The organism is Flavobacterium sp. GNP002, from assembly GCF_054343795.1.
The window spans coordinates 3,161,241-3,174,202 of the sequence record NZ_JBTGUW010000001.1 but is presented as its reverse complement, the minus strand read 5'-3'; the positions used below and the strand labels follow the sequence as shown (position 1 = coordinate 3,174,202).

The following is a 12,962-nucleotide window of genomic DNA, read 5'->3' as shown; positions in this document are numbered from 1 at the left end:
ATTTATAATTCAAAAATTAAAATAATAATCAATGACTTTAATAAAATCAATATCGGGAATTCGTGGAACAATAGGAGGTAAAGTAGGTGATAATCTGACGCCTGTTGATGCAGTTAAATTTGCTTCGGCGTATGGAACGTGGTTGAAAAAATATATTGGCAAAGAAAAAATTACTGTTGTTGTAGGTCGTGATGCTCGTATTTCGGGACCAATGATTCACAATTTGGTGGTAAATACTTTAATTGGTTTAGGAATTGACGTGATTGATTTAGGGCTTTCAACAACACCAACTGTTGAAGTTGCTGTTCCTCTTGAAAAAGCCGAAGGTGGAATTATCCTTACCGCTTCCCACAATCCAAAACAATGGAATGCCTTGAAATTATTAAACGAAAAAGGAGAATTCTTAAACGGAGAAGAAGGCTTGAAAATTCTAGAAATTGCTGAAGCGGAAGCTTTCGATTTCTCGGATGTGGATGATTTAGGTGAAATTATGATTAACGATGCGTACATGGATATTCATATTGATGAAGTATTGAATTTGCCTTTGGTTGATGTTGATGCAGTAAAAGCAGCAAAATTTAAAGTGGTTGTGGATGGCGTAAATTCGTCAGGTGGAATTATTATCCCAAGATTATTAGAATTAATGGGCGTTGAAGTGGTCGAATTATACTGCGAACCTAACGGACATTTCCCTCATAATCCAGAGCCGTTGAAAGAACATTTGACTGATATATCCGAATTGGTTGTCAATGAAAAAGCCGATTTAGGAATCGTTGTGGATCCTGATGTAGATCGTTTGGCTTTCATTTGTGAAGACGGAGAAATGTTTGGTGAAGAATATACTTTGGTGGCTTGCGCCGATTATGTTTTGAGTAAAACACCGGGAAATACGGTTTCTAATATGTCTTCTTCCCGTGCATTGCGTGACGTGACTAATTTGCATAACGGAAGCTATGAAGCTAGTGCCGTAGGTGAGGTGAATGTAGTCGAGCTGATGAAAAAGAATAATGCTGTAATAGGTGGCGAAGGAAACGGCGGAATCATTTATCCAGAATTGCATTACGGTCGAGATAGTTTGGTAGGAGTAGCTTTATTCTTAACACATTTGGCCAACAAAAAAATGACGGTTTCTGCTTTGCGTGCTTCGTATCCGGAATATTACATGAGCAAAAATAAAATTGAATTGACACCACAAATTGATGTTGATGCGATTCTTGTTGCGATGACGGAGCAATATAAAAATGAAGATATTACCACAATTGACGGTGTGAAAATTGATTTTGCTGAAAATTGGGTTCATTTGAGAAAATCGAATACAGAACCAATTATTCGTATTTATACGGAAGCGGCTTCACAAGAAAAAGCAGATGCTTTGGCGCTTAGAATCATTGACGAAATAAAAGCAGTTGCTGGATTATAATTCCGCATTTTTATATAAAAGAACCCTTTCAAACTAGCATTTGGAAGGGTTTTTTCGTTTTAGATATGATGGTCTGAGTTTTCGTTTAAATTATTGAAGACAATAATTTTAATCCAAAAGACGTTAGTTTTCGTAAATGATTAAGAACATATAATTTATGTTCGTTTAAGATAGTATGAATACTTCTAATTTAGAAAAACTTTGAAAAAAATATTTACATTACTGACTATCGGTTTGTTCCTTTCAGTAGCATCCTGTTCAAAAGAAGATGATCCCTTAGATAATCCAGTTGTAATAAAGCCTAGTACGAATAAACAGCAAACAGGAAGTTCTTCCAACGATTTATTGTCTGATAAAAAGTTCAAGAGCATGGTTATTGAAGTAGTCTATGTAGCCGGTTTTGAACCAAGTACTACAGCTATTAATAATTTTGTAAACTTTCTTACAGCAAGAACATACAAGCCAAACGGAATTCGTGTTATAAAACGTTCTATAGCATCTCCGGGGAATTCACCTTATACTAATGAGGAGATTACTAGTATTGAAGATGTAAACAGAACTAAATTTAATAATGCTGATGAAATAGCTGTTTGGGCATTTTTTGCAGATGGGAAATCTTCGAAGGATACTGATACCTCGGTTATTCTGGGAACGGCTTACAGAAACACTTCTTTTGTTATTTATGAACAAACGCTTCAAGCTTTAAGCGACAGTCCATTTGAACCCAACAGAAGTTTATTAGAAACAACAGTAATTACCCATGAATTCGGACATATTCTTGGATTGACAAACCTTGGTACAGCATTGCAAAGCAATCACGAAGATGCTGAACATCCAAAACATTGTATTGAAAAAACGTGTTTAATGTATTGGTCTTCAGAAACTGGCGGTGGTATTTCAAATATGGTTTCAAATGGTTCAGCTCCACAATTAGATGCGCAATGTATTGCAGATCTTCGTGCCAATGGAGGGAAATAAAAGTAATATTATAATTGATTTGTTTTTAATAAGAATGCCCAAGAAATTTTTCTTGGGCATTTTTTATATTTTCCAAAGGATATAAGCTAATTTTTTTAGAAAGATACTTTGTAAATTATTCCAGCGGTGAATTCCCGGGTTAATCCGTCTGGGCGAACTTCTCGTACTACAAACGGTGTGGCTAAAGACAATTCGATGCTGTTTTTAGCATTAATTGCATAGGCGCCAATTATATTTCCATTTATGGTCAATCCATCAGAGTTTTTTATCGTTTCTCTTTGTCCAAAAGCATTCTCAAAACTATCTTCCCCTAAATGATAAATGAATAATACATTGGGTTTAAAAGTGAATTTTTTATTAGAAGTTTGGAAAGTATATGTCGTTCGAAATAAAGCATCTGATTTTCTTTCGAATAAATTAGTGGAAGGAAAATCATCTGTATTAGAGAATTCCTTGAAATACGAATTTTTATTGTTATTGAAAACAGGAATCTGAACAGCCGTATTAAAATCCCATTTTTTATAATTAAGATTCAGTCCTGCAATCAAATCAAAAGTTCCCAAACTGGATTGATAGTCTAAAGGAAGTGAAAACTCATTTATTTTAAGATTTGAACTCGTAAAAGGTATTTTAAAACCCACAAGTGAACTCCATTGTGTATTCGTTTTTGGTTTCCAATTGTAATTTCCTATCAAATAGGCATCACCAAAAGCGCCTCGTTCACCAAAACTGCCACTTGCAACAGAATACGTAATTTTAGAACTTAGCGACAATCGTTCGTTAATAGTTCTAGTATAGGTGATGTAAGGTGAAATATAAGTGACATCAGCTTCGCCGGCACCAAAAATACTTCCTATTTCAATCCCGTTTTTTAATTCTTTATCTGTAGTTTGAAAACCGTTTCCAATAGAACAAATTCCGGCATCGCTGCATCCTTGCGCATAGGAGTTAGAGAATATCCCAATGGCGATGATTAGCATTAGTTTTTTCATAAATCAAGTTTTAATTTTGAGATAATTGTGCTACAGCAAAAAGATGACTGTATTGTTGGCAGTGAATTAGGACATATTTATAAGCAGAAACATTAATCTGGGTTGGAATTGCGTATACTGTAGAAGATGTTAAATTGCCAAGGTTTACAAAGTCTGTAGGCGTAGCATTTTTTGACAGGTATATTTCAAATCGGGACCACTGGAAACACTGAAATTTTCTAAACGAACTTCATTCTGATTTCCATTCAAATAAATTTTAGCCGAACCGGCAACTTTAATTCCTGAGGTTGGCATGAAATTACCCGTAGCAACAGGAGCAGTATTTTCAGGAATTGGAGTGCTTAACTCAGTATCACGGGTCAAATCGCCTTCAACTTCACATGAAAGTATTAAGAAGAAAACAGGTAGTGTAAAAACAATTTTTTTCATGATGAAAATGTTTTTTGATTTGTTAATCAAATATAAAACGAATCAAAATCACACTTTGTCAGCTACTTTACATTTTAAAGAATTTTATAGAGAATTTTTTTGAGTATAATTATTTAAGTATGTGGTATTTTTAAAAATATATCAAAATATTTTATACTTCACATTTTGATTTAGGAATATGTTTAATACTTTCTAAATAAAATTCAATATTGTTTTTTAATTTATTCATTCGTGAATAGTCATTTTTGTTAAAAATGAGGAAGAGTCCAATACATGCAGATATCAAGATAATAATCACGCTTGATGTTGTATAAAGATTAAAAGAAACTGTTGCAATAGCGATATAGATTATAAATCCTAATGCTTTTATTGAATTTTCAGATTTATGATGAGCATTATTAATTTCAATAATTCTAGATAATTGCCGCAGTAATACATTAATATCGGGTTCACAAATCTCATTGTATTTTAAATCAGCTATTAAATCTTCTACAGTTTTTATTTTTTTATTATTAGAATATAGATAATGAAATATTTCATTAATAAAGGTTTTATTTCTGGTATATTGAATGTTGTCCATCAATATTTTGACTTCACTGGATAAATCTTTTCTGAGAGTAATTTCTTTCTTTAAAGTGTTAAATGACATCGTTGAAAGAAATTCAGCATTTTCATTAATATAAAGAGTCAATTCTTCTTCTGAAAAGGAATGAACTTTTTTTTCTAAAATAATACCTTTATTCATAATGGCATTTATTGTTAACTTAGTGAGAAAAGATAAATAATTTCGTTTTCTTACAAAGGTATTTCCTTTGTTCTACATCATTTTGAGGGAAACCTCAATGGAAGTGAAAATTGTTGAAGTTTATGAAAAAACAATTGACATTCAGAAATAACAAACTGTCAAATTCTCAATTTCATAAAATAATAATATCTTTGAAATCAAATTAGACATACAATGATCACCAAAGAAGCGCCAACATTATTAGAGCAATACTTTCAACAGTTTCGCGATAACATAATCGGAATAGATCAAGGTTTTGAATCTCCTTACGGACAAAAACAAATTATTTATACGGATTGGACAGCCAGCGGTCGCTTGTATCGTCCTATTGAAGAAAAACTAATGAATCAATTTGGTCCTTTTGTGGCCAATACACATACAGAAACTACGGTTTCAGGAACAGCCATGACTAAAGCGTATCATCAGGCGCGTCATATTATCAAACATCATGTGAATGCAAGTGCTGATGATGTTTTGATTACTGATGGTACAGGAATGACAGGCGTTGTCAATAAATTTCAACGAATTTTGGGTTTAAAAGTACCTGAAAATTTAAAAAATTTCATCACTATTCCAGCCGAAAAGAAACCAGTTGTTTTTATTTCACACATGGAACACCATTCGAATCAAACGTCTTGGTTGGAAACTATTGCTGATGTTGAAGTTATCCCTTCTTCAGAAGATGGTTTGTTCAGTATAGAAAATCTTGAACTTTTATTAGAAAAATATAAAGAAAGACCTTTTAAAATAGCTTCCATCACATCGTGTTCGAATGTTACGGGAATCAGAACTCCGTATCATGAAGTGGCAAAAATAATGCATCAAAACAACGGACTTTGTTTTGTTGATTTTGCTTGTTCAGGACCTTACGTGAAAATTGATATGCATCCTGAAGATACTGAAAGTTATTTGGATGCCATTTTCTTTTCGCCACATAAATTCCTCGGCGGACCTGGAACTTGTGGAGTTTTGGTCTTTAATAAAAAATTATATCAAAATTTAGTTCCTGATAATCCGGGTGGTGGTACCGTAAGTTGGACAAATCCTTGGGGAGAACACAAATACATCGATAATATCGAAGATAGGGAAGATGGTGGTACTCCGGGTTTTCTTCAGGTGATAAAAACCGCATTGGCAGTTCAGTTGAAAGAGCAAATGGGAATTGATAATATCTTAAAAAGAGAGCACGAAATAGTAGATTATATTTTCTCGGAATTAGGGAATATTTCGAATATAAAAATCCTTGCAGGACAGCATCAGGATAGGTTAGGAGTAATTTCTTTCTTTGTGGAAGACTTGCATTTTAACTTGGGCGTAAAATTGCTGAATGATAAATTCGGAATTCAAACTCGTGGTGGTTGCAGTTGTGCTGGAACTTACGGACACTTTTTATTGCATGTTGACCAAGAAACCTCCCATAAATTAATTGACGAAATTACGCTTGGAGATTTAATAAGAAAACCGGGCTGGATTAGAATGTCTATTCATCCTACAACTACAAATGCCGAAATTGAATTTGTTTGTAACGGAATAAAAGCATTAGCTGAAAACCATAAAACTTGGGCTTTGGATTATGATTATAATTCAGCTACCAATGAGTTTATAAATAAGAATGCACAACCTTTAGAAGATGAATTGGTAAAAAACTGGTTCTCCTTATAAAAAGTTGAAGTTTTAATAAACTAAAAAAAATCACATATTATAAACAATAGCGTTTATGATATGTGATTTTTTTTTACTGAACACAGTTTCTGATTAATGAACACTATCTTTTGTGTTTCCATCTTTTGTGTGTCCAGAAATAATATTCAGGAGCTTCCAGAATTTGTTTTTCTACTTCTCGTAAAAAGGTATTGGTAATTTCAAAATCAGGAATTGATTTGGGATTATCTGTAATGGGTACAAAAGTAGCTTCATAAAAACCCCTTTTTACTTTTTTTACTTTTACAAAAAGAACATTCAAATCATATTTTTTGGCTAGCATTTCGGCACCGGTATGAACTGGAACTTCAACGCCCATGAATTTATCCCAATGAAAAGCTCTGTTTAATTTTGGAGATTGATCACTAGCAAGTCCGTACATACTAAGAATTCCATTTTTTTGGTTTTCTGCCATCAACGGAATCGCTTTTTTAGTTTCTACTAGTTCAGCATTGTATTTGGATCGAATGTCTCGTATTAGTTTATCAAAGTATTTATTGGCAATTTTTTTATAAACGCCTATTCCTTTAAATTTTGTTTTCTGGTTAATAGACAATAACCACTCCCAACTCGCATAATGAGAGGCCAGTAAAACAGTGCTTTTGCCTTTGTTTTCATATTCTTTTACCAATTCGATATTGGTGACAACGAATCTTCTGTTCATTTCTGCAGATGAAATCGTCATAGTTTTAATCATTTCCAAAAACATATCACATAAATGGTGGTACGATTTCTTTTCAATTGCAAGACGTTCCTTGTCACTAAGATTAGGTAATGCCAAAGCTAAATTTTCCTTTACAGTTTTTTTGCGGTAGCCAATAATATAATAAACTATTAAATAGATGTAATCAGAAAACCAATAGAAAATCCTAAATGGAAGAATGGAAATAATCCATAAAAACGGAAAAGTTAAGATAAAAATAAGAAATTGCATGCCGTTATTTTTCTTGCAAATATAAGCCAAAAATGTAGACTGATATAAATTTTGACTGCTTACTGTATCCGTATTTTAGAATGACTATCTTTACAATTCACAATAAATATACTTTATGAATACCGTTTTAATAGCAATAATTGTAGTAAATGTTTTAATTAGTTACAAAGGGTTTAATGACCTTTCTTTTTTTAGAAAATATGAGTTCCATGTTGGAAGTATTCGTTCCGGAGAACAAATTAGGATGTTATCTTCTGGTTTTCTGCATGCTGACATGACCCATTTGATTTTTAATATGTTGACACTTTGGTTTTTTGCGCCTGTAGTCATTAGTTATTTGGGTGATTTTTCCTTTATATTGGTTTATTTTGGAAGTTTAATTTTTGGAAGTTTGTTGACAATGGTTTTTCATAAAAATGATTATGGCTATAGAGCTGTAGGTGCATCAGGAGCGGTAACTGGAGTTTTATATTCGGCAATATTATTACAGCCAGACATGATGTTGGGAATCTTTTTTGTTATTCCAATGCCCGCTTACATTTTTGGAATCCTTTATTTGTTGTATTCTATTTACGGCATGAAGGCTAAGAACGATAATATTGGTCATACGGCTCATTTTGGAGGCGCTGTAGGTGGTTATTTGATTACATTGCTCAAAGAACCTACTTTGTTAGTAGATCATACTTTAATGGTGATATTATTAGCTATTCCAATAGTCATTCTTTTTGTAATGGAAAAATTGGGAAAACTATAATGGCACAACTTTTGAAAAGGAATTAGTACAAACAATTAAATTATATAAAAATGAAAAAAGCACTATTAATTCTGTCAGTTCTATTTATTTCAATGTCTTACGGACAAGAAGTTAAGCAAGTTCCTCAAATAAATGTAAGTGGAGAAGGAAAAGTAAAAGTTATTCCGGATCAGGCTACTATAGCAGTAACTGTTGAAACTAAAGGGAATAATGCCAAAGATGTAAAAAAACAAAATGATGAAAAGATAGAGGCAGTTTTAAAGTTTATCAAAAAAATGAACTTAGCACCGGCAGATTATAAAACGCAACGTGTTTCATTGAATCCACAATACGATTATGAAAAAAAGAAACACAGTTATAATGCTACGCAGACTATCGAAATTCTATTGAGAGATTTATCAAAATATGATGAATTGATGGAAGGCTTGGTAGACCAAGGAATTAATAGAATTGATGCGGTAACATTCCAATCTTCTAAATTAGCGCAATATCAATCTGAAGCTAGAAAATTAGCGATGAAAGAGGCAAAATTGAAAGCCGAAGATTATGTTTCTGTTTTAGGACAAAAAGTAGGGCGTGCAATGACTATTTCTGATAATTCACAAACCTATTATCCGCAGCCAATGTATGCTGCCATGAAAACAATGGAAAGAAGTGATGCTGATGCACCAAGAGAAACGCTTGCGGTAGGAGAAATCAATATTACAGCTAATGTTACTGTAAGTTTTATTTTAGAATAAAGAAGCTAAAAATTATAGTTAAGAAAATCCCATCTCAGATAAAAAATGAGATGGGATTTTTTTTGAATATCCTAATACAAAATGATGAAAGTATCAATTAGGCTAAATATAAAAACACTCCAATTGCTTGAAACGTTTTAGTGGGGAGAGCAGTCCCGAAGCTTCGGGAGAACCTGCTAAATTGTTTGCAAAAAAAAACGTTTCAATTGCTTGAAACCTTTTAGTGGGGAGAGCAGTCCCGAAGCTTCGGGAGAACCTGCTAAATTGTTTGCAAAAAAAAAACGTTTCAATTGCTTGAAACGTTTTAGTGGGAGAGCAGTCCCGAAGCTTCGGGAGAACCTGCTAAATTGTTTGCAAAAAAAAAACGCTTCAATTGCTTGAAACGTTTTAGTGGGGAGAGCAGTCCCGAAGCTTCGGGAGAACCTGCTAAATTGTTTGCAAAAAAAAAACGCTTCAATTGCTTGAAACGTTTTAGTGGGGAGAGCAGTCCCGAAGCTTCGGGAGAACCTGCTAAATTGTTTGCAAAAAAAAACGTTTCAATTGCTTGAAACGTTTTAGTGGGGAGAGCAGTCCCGAAGCTTTGGGAGAACCTGCTAAATTGTTTGTAAAAAAAACGTTCCAATTGCTTGAAACGTTTTTGCGGGGAGAGCAGTCCCGAAGCTTCGGGAGAACCTGCTAAATTGTTTGCAAAAAAAAACGCTTCAATTGCTTGAAACGTTTTAGTGGGGAGAGCAGTCCCGAAGCTTCGGGAGAACCTGCTAAATTGTTTGCAAAAAAAAACGCTTCAATTGCTTGAAACGTTTTAGCGGGGAGAGCAGTCCCGAAGCTTCGGGAGAACCTGCTAAATTGTTTGCAAAAAAAAACGTTTCAATTGCTTGAAACGTTTTAGTGGGGAGAGCAGTCCCGAAGCTTCGGGAGAACCTGCTAAATTGTTTGCAAAAAAAAACGTTTCAATTGCTTGAAACGTTTTAGTGGGGAGAGCAGGATTCGAACCTGCGAAGTTTACACAGCAGATTTACAGTCTGCCCTCGTTGGCCGCTTGAGTATCTCCCCGAAGCCTTTGAGTACAACACTTATTTGTTGTAAGCGGTTGCAAATATAGAAACAGTTTTGGTTTCTGCAAACTAATTTTACACTTAATTTTACTATTATTTTTAATGCGTTGGTATTGAATAAAATAAAAAAATCTCCACTAGGGAGATTTTTTGTTTTATATGGATAAATGCAATTATTTTGCTAGAAGTTCAATAACTTTTGCTCTAAGTGCATCACCTCTTAAATCTTTTGCGACTACATTTCCAGATGCATCCAGAATGAAAGTAGCCGGTATTGATTCTACTTTATATTGAGCAGCTATTGGTTCGTCCCAAAATTTTAAATTTGAAACATGATTCCAAGTTAGCTTATCTTTTGCAATGGCATCTTTCCAAGCTTTAGCATCTTTATCTAAAGAGACGCCGATTATGTTTAGACCTTTGCTGTGTAACTCTTTGTATATTGCTACAACATTTGGATTTTCTTGTCTACAAGGTCCACACCATGAAGCCCAAAAGTCAACGATTGTAACCTTTCCTAAATTTTCTTTTAGAGAAATTACTTTCCCTTGAGGATTAGGACCTGAAAAATCTGTTCTTCATTTAGCTTCAGCAGCTGGTGCTGGAGCAACAGGAGCAGCTCCTACAGCTGGCATTTTCAATTCAGCAAGTTTAGCTTTGATAGCAATACCTGGTTTTGTTTTTTTCAATGACTCTTCTAAGCTATTGAATAATTTTTCAGATTTTGCTACATCAGCAGTTGGATCATTTAACATACCTTGAATAATCAAAGCAGAAATGAATGCTTTAGGATGTGTTTCAGCATAAGTTACGTATTTAGCTTTTGAAGCTACACCAACTTCTTCTTGAATTTTAGAAAATTCTTGCATCAACTTATTGATAACAACTGTATCTTTAGTTTGTTGAGCAGTTTCCATAGCTTTCATGTTTTTGTTTTGGAAATCCATAAGTTTCTTTTGAACTTTAGTGATTTCTTCATTAAATGCTACGTATTCGTCATTATTATAAGTTCCTGAAACTTTAGATTTTGGGATACTGTCTTTGTTAATGGCGATAGTTACTTCAGCATTTTCTAATATAAAAGGTATTTTAGCTTGTGCTCCTTCTAATTGAATCGTGTAGAAAGCAGGTTCTGTTATGGTTCCTTTCATTTCGAATTTACCATTTTCAACTTTTACAGTATCTTTAGCAATCAATCCCATACCATTAGCATCTTGCGTTTCCAAGATAATTGTTTTACCATTTTCAATTCCTGTTGCAGTCCCCGAAATGATGTATTCATCTTTGCCAACTTTGCTACAAGAAATTAAAACAACAGCAGCCGAAAGTAATAAAATTATTTTTTTCATTATTAATTAGTTAATTAAGTTAAGGTTGCAAAAGTATTTAAAAATTATAAAATACAAATTATTTTGCAACCTAAATTTTTGTTATAATTTTTCATTCTTAATTAGAAGGTATCGTGTACTTTATTTGTATATGTTTTGGAATATAAATGATTGATATTTATATTTTAAATTTTGATTCAAAATTTAAGTTTTTCTATCGTAATTCCTTGTTTAAAAGTTAGTTGTTCTAAAACAAGCTGGGATTATGAAATAAAAAAAGCATCCTGATGAAGGATGCTTAATTATTTTTTGATTTTATAAAAAACTAGTCTTGGTTGATTGTTTTTCTCCAAGTAAAAGAATTTAGGATATGTCTTTTTGCAAATCTTCCAGGAGAATCAGCATTTACCATTTTTACATAGGTTGCTTTAGGCACGCTAATGTATTCGTAAACACTACCATTTGAAAAGTTGATAATCAATCTACCTTCAACAAATTTATAATCTGTAATGGTAGAAGTTGAGATCGTCTCAGTATATTCTGGTAAATTTTGTTTAATCGTTTCAGGATTGATACTTACCAAGAAATGGTATGCTTCAATGATTTTTTTACTGTTTTCTTCTGCAGCTTTCAATCCATCTTCATCGCCCTGAAATTTGTCAGGATGCGCTTCTTTCATAGCGTTGCGATAAATCGTTTTCAAATCTTTCAGCTCTGCAGTTTTATCTACATTTAGCAGTTTGCGGTATTCAACTATTTTTTTCATAAATAAGGTAACTACTTGTCTTTTACTATTAAATCAATGTACTTTGATTTCAAAATCGACAAATTTTTTGCAAAGGTACACTTTTTTTTAAATTTTTAGTTTGTGACAAAAAAATATTCAAAAAAAAGAATTTGAATTCTATTTTTTGCTTAAAAAAGTTGGATGCAAAAATATTATTGCTGTGGTTTATTATTGGCTTTATCGAAGTTTTTTGATTTTTTTGGATACTTATTATAACTGATATCGCTTGGATTTTCAATTATTGATTTTATTGTAATCCAATCACCAACAGTATGTTTTTGAGCCATTTTATAGTCTAAAAGATATTCACCACAAAAAAAGTTGTTGTTTTCATCTTTTTCCATAATTCCGGTGTAAACACCTTTTTGTAACATTCTTTCTTCAGAAGCTTTAGTCATAATCAATTTATTTTTTACTAATTCTAGTTGGCAAAGTTAATCAAAATATTACTTGTCTTACTATGTTTTAGACTTTCTGATTACCTTTGTTTAATGGAAAAAATATTTCGTCCAAGCCCAAATTCCTTCAAAAATACTTTTTGTATCTTTCATGAAGCGTCTTTGGACAGCATAAATGGATTAGAACTTCAATACGACAGTAAATCAGGAAGTAAGTATTATTATACTAAAGTAGGGATGTATCGCTTATCAAATCATTGGGGACGATTGGCTAACAGTAAATGGCGTTTAGAGCCATTAGAACCCGAAACAAATTCTAAAATAAAATTAGGTTTTGCGCCTTGGACCAGTTTTTACCCTGATAATGCTCTTGATGAATTGTATTATTTAGAGGCAAATTATGTAAAGAAAACGGTTAATTATCAACATAAAAAGAATCCAAATTATGATAATAAAGCCATACTTAGAACCAGTTTTGAAACCACAAAAAGAATCAAGCAAGTCCGTAATTTATTTACTCTGACTTCTTGGGCTAAGTATTTTGACTATGATGATTTAGATATTTTGAGAAAAAAAATCATTAACGAATTAATCTTTACCAATAAAACATTGGAAGAAATAAAAAGAGAAGTGAAGTCAATCTAAAGGATGATTTATTTATT

Annotated in this window: 14 protein-coding genes, 1 tRNA gene and 1 pseudogene; 6 read left to right on the top strand and 10 right to left on the bottom strand. The window is 32.8% G+C overall.

The genetic code is table 11. The features are described from left to right. The first annotated feature begins 31 nt into the window (after positions 1–31). Positions 32–1,420: a phosphoglucosamine mutase gene (gene glmM, locus ACXX80_RS13750; protein WP_458553681.1), complete on the top strand. Its 1,389-nt coding sequence runs from the start codon at positions 32–34 to the stop codon at positions 1,418–1,420. Positions 1,421–1,621: 201 nt separating this feature from the next. Then, the gene (locus tag ACXX80_RS13745; protein ID WP_458553680.1) at positions 1,622–2,398 is read left to right on the top strand and encodes a membrane metalloprotease; all 777 of its coding nucleotides are present in this window, start codon (positions 1,622–1,624) and stop codon (positions 2,396–2,398) included. 95 nt (positions 2,399–2,493) lie between these two features. Here ACXX80_RS13745 and ACXX80_RS13740 read toward each other — a convergent pair whose 3' ends face one another. The 3 genes from ACXX80_RS13740 to ACXX80_RS13730 form a co-directional block, all read right to left on the bottom strand. Beyond that, positions 2,494–3,390, bottom strand: a complete 897-nt coding sequence (locus ACXX80_RS13740; protein WP_458553679.1) for a hypothetical protein — start codon at positions 3,388–3,390, stop codon at positions 2,494–2,496. Positions 3,391–3,534: 144 nt separating this feature from the next. Continuing rightward, positions 3,535–3,819 carry a hypothetical protein gene (locus tag ACXX80_RS13735; protein ID WP_458553678.1) on the bottom strand — a complete coding sequence of 95 codons (285 nt, stop codon included), beginning with the start codon at positions 3,817–3,819 and terminating at the stop codon, positions 3,535–3,537. Positions 3,820–3,970: 151 nt separating this feature from the next. After that, positions 3,971–4,564, bottom strand: coding sequence for a hypothetical protein (locus tag ACXX80_RS13730; protein WP_458553677.1), 594 nt, complete (start codon positions 4,562–4,564; stop codon positions 3,971–3,973). Positions 4,565–4,777: 213 nt separating this feature from the next. Between ACXX80_RS13730 and ACXX80_RS13725 the strand changes: the two genes are divergently transcribed. Next, on the top strand, positions 4,778–6,265 hold the full coding sequence (locus ACXX80_RS13725) for an aminotransferase class V-fold PLP-dependent enzyme (RefSeq protein WP_458553676.1): 1,488 nt from the start codon (positions 4,778–4,780) through the stop codon (positions 6,263–6,265). A 103-nt stretch (positions 6,266–6,368) separates the two neighbouring features. Here the strand turns inward: ACXX80_RS13725 and ACXX80_RS13720 are convergent, their stop codons facing one another. Beyond that, positions 6,369–7,238 carry a lysophospholipid acyltransferase family protein gene (locus ACXX80_RS13720; RefSeq protein ID WP_458553675.1) on the bottom strand — a complete coding sequence of 290 codons (870 nt, stop codon included), beginning with the start codon at positions 7,236–7,238 and terminating at the stop codon, positions 6,369–6,371. A gap of 115 nt (positions 7,239–7,353) precedes the next feature. Here ACXX80_RS13720 and ACXX80_RS13715 point away from each other — a divergent pair, with 115 nt between their 5' ends. Together ACXX80_RS13715 and ACXX80_RS13710 are read left to right on the top strand one after the other, a co-directional pair. Next, the gene (locus ACXX80_RS13715; RefSeq protein WP_315207538.1) at positions 7,354–7,992 is read left to right on the top strand and encodes a rhomboid family intramembrane serine protease; all 639 of its coding nucleotides are present in this window, start codon (positions 7,354–7,356) and stop codon (positions 7,990–7,992) included. Positions 7,993–8,042: 50 nt separating this feature from the next. Then, entirely contained in the window at positions 8,043–8,732 is a 690-nt protein-coding gene (locus ACXX80_RS13710; protein WP_315207536.1) for an SIMPL domain-containing protein, read from the top strand. 304 nt (positions 8,733–9,036) lie between these two features. Here the strand turns inward: ACXX80_RS13710 and ACXX80_RS13705 are convergent, their stop codons facing one another. The 6 genes and pseudogenes from ACXX80_RS13705 to ACXX80_RS13680 all read right to left on the bottom strand — a co-directional run bounded on the left by ACXX80_RS13705 (position 9,037) and on the right by ACXX80_RS13680 (position 12,300). Continuing rightward, the gene (locus ACXX80_RS13705; protein WP_458553674.1) at positions 9,037–9,354 is read right to left on the bottom strand and encodes a hypothetical protein; all 318 of its coding nucleotides are present in this window, start codon (positions 9,352–9,354) and stop codon (positions 9,037–9,039) included. A 350-nt stretch (positions 9,355–9,704) separates the two neighbouring features. Beyond that, positions 9,705–9,785: transfer RNA gene (locus ACXX80_RS13700), tRNA-Tyr, on the bottom strand. A 175-nt stretch (positions 9,786–9,960) separates the two neighbouring features. Next, positions 9,961–10,347 (bottom strand): annotated as a pseudogene (locus ACXX80_RS13695) (TlpA family protein disulfide reductase); the annotation flags it as partial. Between the two features lie 18 nt (positions 10,348–10,365). Then, entirely contained in the window at positions 10,366–11,136 is a 771-nt protein-coding gene (locus ACXX80_RS13690) for a DUF4369 domain-containing protein (RefSeq protein WP_458553673.1), read from the bottom strand. Positions 11,137–11,440: 304 nt separating this feature from the next. After that, entirely contained in the window at positions 11,441–11,881 is a 441-nt protein-coding gene (locus ACXX80_RS13685; RefSeq protein WP_099715348.1) for a KTSC domain-containing protein, read from the bottom strand. A 173-nt stretch (positions 11,882–12,054) separates the two neighbouring features. Next, the gene (locus ACXX80_RS13680) at positions 12,055–12,300 is read right to left on the bottom strand and encodes a hypothetical protein (protein WP_035672083.1); all 246 of its coding nucleotides are present in this window, start codon (positions 12,298–12,300) and stop codon (positions 12,055–12,057) included. Between the two features lie 93 nt (positions 12,301–12,393). Between ACXX80_RS13680 and ACXX80_RS13675 the strand changes: the two genes are divergently transcribed. Next, positions 12,394–12,945 (top strand): hypothetical protein, encoded by a 552-nt coding sequence (locus tag ACXX80_RS13675; RefSeq protein ID WP_458553672.1) that lies wholly within the window; start codon positions 12,394–12,396, stop codon positions 12,943–12,945. Positions 12,946–12,962 lie beyond the last annotated feature (17 nt).